Annotated in this window: 7 protein-coding genes and 1 pseudogene; 2 read left to right on the top strand and 6 right to left on the bottom strand. The window is 72.9% G+C overall.

Annotated features, from left to right (window positions below; all coding sequences use genetic code 11):
- Window positions 1-98: 98 nt before the first annotated feature.
- Window positions 99-704, bottom strand: coding sequence for a mechanosensitive ion channel (locus Q8R60_11545; protein ID MDP3713103.1), 606 nt, complete (start codon window positions 702-704; stop codon window positions 99-101).
- A gap of 659 nt (window positions 705-1,363) precedes the next feature.
- Here Q8R60_11545 and Q8R60_11550 point away from each other — a divergent pair.
- On the top strand, window positions 1,364-2,029 hold the full coding sequence (locus tag Q8R60_11550) for a cyclase family protein (protein ID MDP3713104.1): 666 nt from the start codon (window positions 1,364-1,366) through the stop codon (window positions 2,027-2,029).
- Between the two features lie 87 nt (window positions 2,030-2,116).
- Here Q8R60_11550 and Q8R60_11555 read toward each other — a convergent pair.
- From Q8R60_11555 to Q8R60_11570, 4 genes and pseudogenes are all read right to left on the bottom strand, one after another.
- Window positions 2,117-2,272, bottom strand: a pseudogene (locus tag Q8R60_11555) (FMN-binding negative transcriptional regulator).
- A 248-nt stretch (window positions 2,273-2,520) separates the two neighbouring features.
- Entirely contained in the window at window positions 2,521-3,711 is a 1,191-nt protein-coding gene (locus Q8R60_11560; GenBank protein ID MDP3713105.1) for a GGDEF domain-containing protein, read from the bottom strand.
- A gap of 92 nt (window positions 3,712-3,803) precedes the next feature.
- Window positions 3,804-4,457, bottom strand: coding sequence for a pyridoxamine 5'-phosphate oxidase family protein (locus tag Q8R60_11565; GenBank protein MDP3713106.1), 654 nt, complete (start codon window positions 4,455-4,457; stop codon window positions 3,804-3,806).
- Window positions 4,458-4,493: 36 nt separating this feature from the next.
- Window positions 4,494-5,279, bottom strand: a complete 786-nt coding sequence (locus Q8R60_11570) for a hypothetical protein (protein MDP3713107.1) — start codon at window positions 5,277-5,279, stop codon at window positions 4,494-4,496.
- Between the two features lie 190 nt (window positions 5,280-5,469).
- Here Q8R60_11570 and Q8R60_11575 point away from each other — a divergent pair, with 190 nt between their 5' ends.
- Window positions 5,470-7,641: a hypothetical protein gene (locus Q8R60_11575; GenBank protein MDP3713108.1), complete on the top strand. Its 2,172-nt coding sequence runs from the start codon at window positions 5,470-5,472 to the stop codon at window positions 7,639-7,641.
- Window positions 7,642-7,656: 15 nt separating this feature from the next.
- Here Q8R60_11575 and Q8R60_11580 read toward each other — a convergent pair.
- Window positions 7,657-7,775 (bottom strand): IS630 family transposase (locus tag Q8R60_11580; GenBank protein MDP3713109.1); only part of this gene is annotated, 119 nt, incomplete at its 5' end.

A 7,775-nucleotide genomic window follows, 5' to 3' on the forward strand; every position in this document is an offset into this window, starting at 1 on the left:
TGGTTCAACTTCCGCAGGCTCCACGGGGAGATTGGGCTCATCCCACCCGTCGAGTACGAGACCAGCCACAGAAGCAACACCCTCACCGGAGCAACCGCTCAGCGTGAGTTGGAAGCCTCCATCAAACCCGGTACTTGACAGTCGGCGGCGGCGTCCAAGCGGACCGCGAACTCCACGCGCGCCCGCGGGTTGTGGGTGAGGACCTCCAGCGCGCTGATGTAGACCTGCGCGTTCGGGAGCAGGACCCGCTGCCCGTCGTGGGTCCGCAGGAGCGTCTCCCGCACGGTGACGCCCTCCACAGTCCCTTCGTGGTCGCCGACCCGGATCTGGTCGCCGGACTTGAACGGGTCCCGGAGCAGGAGCAGGACCCCGGCCAGCAGGTTCTCCAGCACATCCTTGAACGCGAACCCGACCGCAACCGACACGATCCCGAGCCCGCCGAGGACGTCGACCATCCGCACCGACGGGAACGCCAGCGTCGCCGCGAGCAGCACCCCGAGCACGGCGACGACCGTCGAGTAAAGCGCGCTGAACACCACCGTGAACGACGGCCGGCCCCGGCGCGCGAGCCGCGCCCGGACCAGCGGCCGCGCCGCCCGGCCGATCGCCACGACCAAGGCGGCCAGGAGCACGAACAGCGCGAGGCGGGTCGCGAGCTCGCCGGCCCTGCTCGCGATGTCCGCGGCGATCTCCCCGACGCTCACCGCCCGAGCACAGGCGACCGCGACGGCGGCCGTCCGGCCGCCGGTCGCCTGTCGCCGTCCGGTCTCATCGGACGCCTCCTGCCCTCTCGGCGCGCGCCTACGCCCGCTTCATCGAAAACTACGACGATCCGTCAACGGACCGTCACAGCGCCCGGACGAGAGACGACGCAGCCCGGAGTGCGTTCACGCCGGGCCGGCCAGCCGCCGCTCGGTGCCGCGGGCGCGGCGGCCTGACGCAGGAGCTGCACGTCACGACCGGGGCCGCTGCGCAGCCGGAAGGGCGCGCTGCCCGAGGCCGATCACGGCGAGCTTCCGGACCAGGAGGACGACCGCCGCGGCCGCGAGGGCGGTCCCCGTTGCTTGGAGCGACTCCGCCGCCGACGATGACCATCCTGACGGGCCCGTGGATCGCCGCGCCCACCGGCAGCGCCGCGCGCTCGGCGCTCGTGCCGGACCTGGCCCTCACCCGGACGCCGCACGACGGCGTCCGCGTGCACCGCGGCGCCCTCGATCCAGGTGCCCGCGTGCTCACCGTCGCTCATCGCACCGGCCGGAACGAGCCGACACCGGTCGTGGATGTTCTCGCGTTCGGTGTCGCTGAACTCCGACTCCGGCACCAGCCGCTATGGGCACCCGCAGGCCTCCTGCATGCTCAGGCCATGACGACGCGAGTGATCGACCTCAGCCACGACCTGCGCCCCGGCATGCACACCCACCCCGGGCTGCCCGGTCCGGACTGGCAGGCGTACAAGACCCGGCAGGACTACGAGGCGGCCACTGGGACGACGTTCCAGATCGACCGGATCTGCATGGTCGGCAACACCGGCACCTACCTCGACAGCCCCTACCATCGCTTCGCGGACGGCGCGGACCTCGCAAGCCTCGACCTCGAGCAGGTCGTGGACGTCCCCATCGTCGTGGTGGACGCCAGGGCGCAGCGCGCCGTCGACCTCGATACGCTCGCCGGGGCGCTCGGAGAGCAGGACATCGCCGGCACGGCGGTGCTGCTGCACACCGGCGGCGACGCGCGCTGGGGGCAGGAGTCGTACGCGCTGGACGCGCCGTACGTGAGCGCTGCAGCTGCCGACTGGCTCGCGCAGCAGCGGCCGGCGCTCATCGGGATCGACGCGGTCAACATCGACGACCTCTCCGACCCCTGCCGGCCCGTCCACACGACGCTGCTCGGCAGCGGCATCCTCATCCTCGAGCACCTGACCGGCCTGCAGGCCGTCCCGGCCCGCGGTGCTCGCCTGCACGCCGCCCCGCTGGCCTGGCACGGAGTCGGCACCTGGCCGGTTCGTGCCTACGCTCTGGTGGCCCCGTGAGCCGGCACAGCACCTGGTAGTTCTCCTCCGGGTCGAGCAGCTGTGGGTGCCGTAGAGGTGCGCGGTGACGTGGTTCCAGGTCGGCACGAGATCACCCGGGGCGTACCAGCGTGGCGAGACGTAGTCGTGCGGTCCCTGGACGCTGACGAGGACCTCGTGCTGGCCGAGTTCGTGCAGCTCGTCGTCGGGTCGTCCGCAGTGGCTGAGGACACACAGGTCGTCGCTCCTCTCGTCGAGTAGCACCCGGGTAGTGCGAGGCGACCAGGCCGGTGCTGGTGTGGCTGACGAAGGTCGCCCACGGGTGGTTGCGGACCAGCCGCTTGGTCTCCCAGCCGACGTGCTCGTGCAGCAGCAGGGCGGCCCACATGCTCAGGACGAGTTGGCGAGCTGCCCCTGGCTGACCTGCGCCATCGGTCCGATCGCCAGGCCGCGCTACCAGGCGACGAACCCGGCATACAGGCCGACTCGTCCCGCCTGCCGTCCAACGACCGTCACCCCGTCGTGCTGCGGAGGTGTCCTCGCGGAGACGGCACGATGGCGAGGTCGGGCACGCGCGACGAGCACACGCTGTCGCGGTCCTTCTTGGCGCGGTAGAGCTCGCTATCGGCGAGGCTCATCAGCGCGGTCACGCTGGCCGCCTGGCCGCGCGCGGCTGCGACGCCCTGCGAGACCCCGACGTCCACGCGGGAGCCGCCGACGAGGGCCGTGGCGCGCACATCGGTGCGGACCCGCTCGGCGAGAGCGGAGGCAGCGCGCTCGTCCATCCCCGGCAGGAGCAGTGCGAGCTCGTCGCCGCCGAGCCGCGCGACGACGCTGCCACTCGGGGAGCGCTGCACGAGCACGGCGCTGACGCGCCGCAGCACCTCGTCGCCCGCGGCGTGCCCCAGTCGGTCGTTGATGCTCTTGAAGTGGTCGACGTCGAGCAGGACGACGGCCAGGTGCTCGCCGGTCTCGCGGGCGCGCTCGCACTGCGCGACCAGCTGCTCGTCCCAGCGCCGTCGGTTGGCGAGGCCCGTCAGCGGGTCCTCGTGGCTCTGCTGCTCGAGCCGCACCAGCAGGTCGCGGCTGACGAGCTGCTCCTGCTCGAGGCGGGCCCTGCTCTCGAACTCGCGGCGCGTCAGGCGGTCGCGCTGCACGTGGGCGAGCACCGAGATGACGCCGGACGTGCCGAGGTAGGTCGCGGCCGCGACGAGCTCCGAGCCGGCGACGGCCTCCGGGGCGAGCAGGACGCAGAGCGCGAAGGCGGCCACGCTGACGCCGACGAGCAGCAGCGTCCAGCGCGCCCCACCGGTGAGCAGCAGGCCGCTGCCGTAGAGGGCGAGGGTGAAGCCCAGCAGGTAGAACTCGCGGTTGCTGCTGGCGCGCGACACCATCCACGCGATCTCGCACTGCACGACGCAGAGGACAGCGACGGCGACCAGCTCGGGACGCCGCGGTCCTGGGTGCCGGCGGAGCAGCCACGCGCCGACCAGCGCGGGAAGCTCGCAGACGGCGCGCAGGGTGATGAACGCTCGAGCGTTGTCGGGCTCGAGCACGAGGTCGAACGCGCTCCACGCAGGGACGACGACGAGCGCGGTCACCACGATCAGCCAGGCACTGGACCGGGCGCGCTCGGCGAGCTCCGAGGTCCGGTCCGGCGGGCGCGCAGGAGCCACGCCCTTGCCGCGACGGGAGTGGTCCATACCTGGAAGTCTCGGCAGACGGAGCGATGTCCGATGTCACCCGATCGGGGCAATTTCGTCCGGGGAGGGAGAACCCTGTCGTCGTCCTGACGTCAGCGGTCGAGCGCGTTCAGCACGTGGGCAGGTGCGTCGTCCTCGATCCCGAGGGCGGCGACGGGCTCGCCCGCGACGAGGTGCAGCGGCAGGACACCGGCCCAGTGGCCGAGGGCGAGGTCGGCCTCGTCGTCCATCGGGCCTCCGGTGCGAGCCTTCAGGGAGACCTCGACCAGCGGGAGCGCGAGCACCGCGGTGGCGGCGAGCTCCTTCGCGGTCGGGGGCCGGGTGTGCGCGGAGCGACCGGGCGCGACCGCCTCGACGACGGCTGCCAGCGCGGCCCGCTTGTCGGCCTCGTCGGTCACCGGCACCGCGGTGCCGTGGACGACGACGCTGCGGTAGTTGAGCGAGTGGTGCATCGCGGAGCGGGCGAAGACCAGGCCGTCGACGTGGGTCACGGTCACGCACACGTCGAGGCCGTCGGGTGAGGCGGAGCGCAGGGCGCGAGCCCCGGTCGAGCCGTGCAGGTAGAGCACCTCGCCGGAGCGGACGTAGAGCTGCGGGAGCACCACGGGTCGCCCGTCGACGACGAAGCCCACGTGGCAGTGGAAGCCGGCGTCCAACACGGCGTGGACGGCGGCGCGGTCGTGGCTGACGCGCTCCGCCTTGCGGGTCGGTCGGGTGCGGGCGGTTGCGTCGTACTCCGGGATCACCCGCCCAGTGTCGCTCAGCCGCGGACGGCGCGGCGGTCAGCTCAGGGCGACGAGCTCGCGCGGGTCGATGCCCTCGAGCGCCGCGTCGACGGTGTCGGCCGCGGTGTCGACCGCACCTGCGGCGTCCGGGACGGTGAGGTCCGCGACCGCCTGCTCCCAGGTCTCCTTCGTCTCCTGCAGGGTGCTGATGGCGGTGTCCATCGCCTGCCCGGGAAGGGCGCCGGCGGTGTCGGCTGCACTCTCGGTGGCGGCCTGCGCGTCGTGGCCGGCTTCGCGGACCGTCGACGTCGCGGTGCCCGCGGCGGTGTCGGCCACCTGCTCGGCGGTCTCACGGGTCTCGTCGACGGTGGTCCGGGTCTCCGCGACCTTGCGGTCGACGGTGCGCTTGAGGAACGACAGCGCGTCGCCGAGCGCCTTGCCGGTGGCGTCGACCAGCCGACCGGCGGCGGCCACGACGTCGTCGACGTCGGTGGCGTCGGACACCGTGGCGAGCGCGGTCCGCTCGGTGGCGGCGACGGTCGCGTCGGCGGTGCGGCCGGTCGTGACGAGCTGGCTGCTCGTGGGGCGGAGCTGCTGGGCGATCGCGTTCCCGGTCGCGAGGCCGGTGCCGCGCAATGTCGCGTCGACGGCCTGCGTGGCGGTCGCGGCCGTGCCACCGACCGAGGGCCGGTCGATGACGGCTGCGCTCGCGGCCCCGGCGGCGCCGATCACCGCGGCGGTGACGGTGAGGCCGGCGGCTACCTCGCGCAGGCCGTGTCCCTCCACGTCCGCCAGGTCCTCGACGGACGGGGTGACTGTGGTGGTGGTGTCGTTCTCGGACATCGGTGCTCCTGTGGCTGGGTGCCGGGCGAGGGGTGCCGGGCAGGTGTCAGCAGGGTGCGCGGGGTCGGGGATCGGGGTCTGTCGCGCGCATGACACTGACGGCGACCCGACACTCACCTGAGCGTGAGGGAGGGACGCGGGCAACGACGTCGAACCACTAGTGCAACCCCCCGACCTGTGGAGCTCCTCCGTGCCCCGTCCCACCCGTCCTGCCCTGTGTGCTGCGCTGCTCGCGACCGTCGCCACCGGCACCGGCCTCGCCGTCGCCTCCCCGGCACGGTCCGCCGGCGCCCCGGTGACCCCGCTGGCCCGTGACGCCCAGCCGGTGGTCCTCACCGGCGCGCAGCTCGCCGGCTGGTCGGTCCCGGCAGCGACCGGCGTCGCGCAGCCCTACCCGAGCGGGGTCGACACCGGGCAGTACTTCCCCGGCGGGCCCGAGGGCCTCGCGGTGCGCACCGCCCACAACGGCACGATCCTGCCCGTGGCGCAGCAGGGCACGGTCGGGGTCGACGAGGTCGCGGCGTACGCCTGGAGCGGCACCGCCTGGCGTGAGGTGCCGGTGCAGGTCGACGAGCGCTTCCCCTACTTCCTCGCCAACTCGCGCAGCGACTTCGCGTTCTACAGCGGCACCGACCAGGAGCTCACCTACGCCTGGGGCCCGACCGCCCACAGCACGGGTGAGGAGTCGTGGAAGAAGGTCTTCGGGACCTGCGAGGCGCGCTACGCGGCCCCCGCGACGCTGGCCGCCGACATCGCCGACGCGACAGCCCGCGGGGTCTGGACCCCCGGCCCGCAGGAGGCACCGGAGGACTACACGCGGGCGATGGCCGACCCCGTCGCCGGTCTCGATGACGACGACGAGGTCGTGCTGCGCTACCGCGACGGTGGGGCGCAGGCGCCCGCCGGCGCGACGCCCCCTGCCGGTGCCGGTGAGGGCCGTGTGGTCGCGCTCGTCGACCCGCTCGACCCGACGGCGCAGCGCTTCACCTACTTGTTCCGCAAGGCGGGTGGCTCGTCGTTCACGCACCGCACCAGTGACGTGCAGATGGTGCGCGCCGCCGACGCGGACCGCTGGCTCGACCGCGGGTCCTACGCCGACTCGGACCCGCAGAAGGTCGGGACGAGCAACACCGGCTACGGCGCCAACATCCCCGGGTCGGTGTGCGACGCCAGCGGCACCGTGGTCCGGCAGAGCGACGACCGCTTCCCGAGCGACGCGATCACGGTCACGACCCCGTCGTACGTCCTGGGGGCCTCCGGTCGCTGGATGGTCCGCAGCTTCCAGGTGCGCGACGCGGCGGCTCCGACCACGGTGACGCGCGAGGTCTGCGAGCCCGCGTCCGAGCCCGCGAAGAAGCCGAAGAAGAAGGACCCGGCGCTGCCGCCGGTCTGCACGACCGTCACCGAGCCCGCGCCGCCGGCCTACGGCCCGGACCTCGTCGACCGCTGGAAGGGGCGGGCGTTCCAGCAGAGCCCGGACTCGAGCGTCAGCGTCGTCGGGTTCGAGGACGAGCAGGTCAACTGGGAGGCCAACGCGTCGCTGCTCGGCTGGCGGCAGGGCCCGGTCCGCGCGATCCGCGAGGTGTGGGGCGCCGACTCCGGCACCAACGTGACGAAGACCGAGACCTACTACCGCGACGCCGACGTCTACCGCTACCGCGTGCGCGTCCACCCGATCCCGAGCGACGGCCTCTACACGTCGTGGGACTACAACAAGGACGTCGCGTCGACCTACTACAACCTCGCCCGTCCCGACGGCGTGGCGATCGACGGCCTCAACGACGACGCGGGTCAGATCGACAGCGTCCCCGTGTCCGGCCAGCCGGCCTTCATCGACGCGCCCGACCCGACCTTCGACGCGGTCAGCGCCGTCGACCGGCCCGAGCAGGTCGCGGGCAAGGGCAGCGCCGGCAGCCTCGTCTACGTCTTCGAGTTCAAGGGTGCGACCTCGGCGACCAACGCGACCGCCGTGCCCTACTACCGCGACGACGCGTGCCTCGACGACGGCACGGGCGACGACCCGGTGCAGCGGCCCTGGCCGGGCGAGGCGTCCACCGATCAGCGGGTAAAGGACGGCTACGTCGCAGCGGCGAAGCAGCGCGGCGAGCAGGTGTCGTCGTACGCCGACCTCGTGTGCGACCCCGCGGCCGGCACGACGCCGTTCCAGGGGGCCTTCGGTGCCCACGGCATCCACTTCTTCGCCACCCACGACAGCGACAACGCGACCCTTGGCGTGCCGCTCACCGAGGTCGACGGGCAGCAGTGGCGCTACAGCGTGCCGCAGCTCGCGCCGCGCAACGTCCTCACCGAGTACGCCCCGAACGTCATCGCCCCCGTGCAGGCGGTCGTCGCTCCCTACTAGTGGTCCGTCTCTTGATTAGCTGACTACTTGTTGGAGGGTGTCGCGGGCGCGCGCGATCTTGGCGAGAATGGACTCTGCGGTGGCAGTCCAGACGTAGGGCGTCGGGTCGTCATTGGTGGCCTCGAGGAACTCCT

Source organism: Mycobacteriales bacterium (genome assembly GCA_030697205.1).
Taxonomy (GTDB): Bacteria; Actinomycetota; Actinomycetes; order Mycobacteriales; family SCTD01; genus JAUYQP01.

Excerpts from the sequence above, each read along its gene's own strand:
- Q8R60_11570 (MDP3713107.1), bottom strand. The coding sequence starts at position 5,279 with ATGTCCGAGAACGACACCACCACCACAGTCACCCCGTCCGTCGAGGAC.
- Q8R60_11560 (MDP3713105.1), bottom strand. The coding sequence starts at position 3,711 with ATGGACCACTCCCGTCGCGGCAAGGGCGTGGCTCCTGCGCGCCCGCCG.
- Q8R60_11550 (MDP3713104.1), top strand. The coding sequence starts at position 1,364 with ATGACGACGCGAGTGATCGACCTCAGCCACGACCTGCGCCCCGGCATG.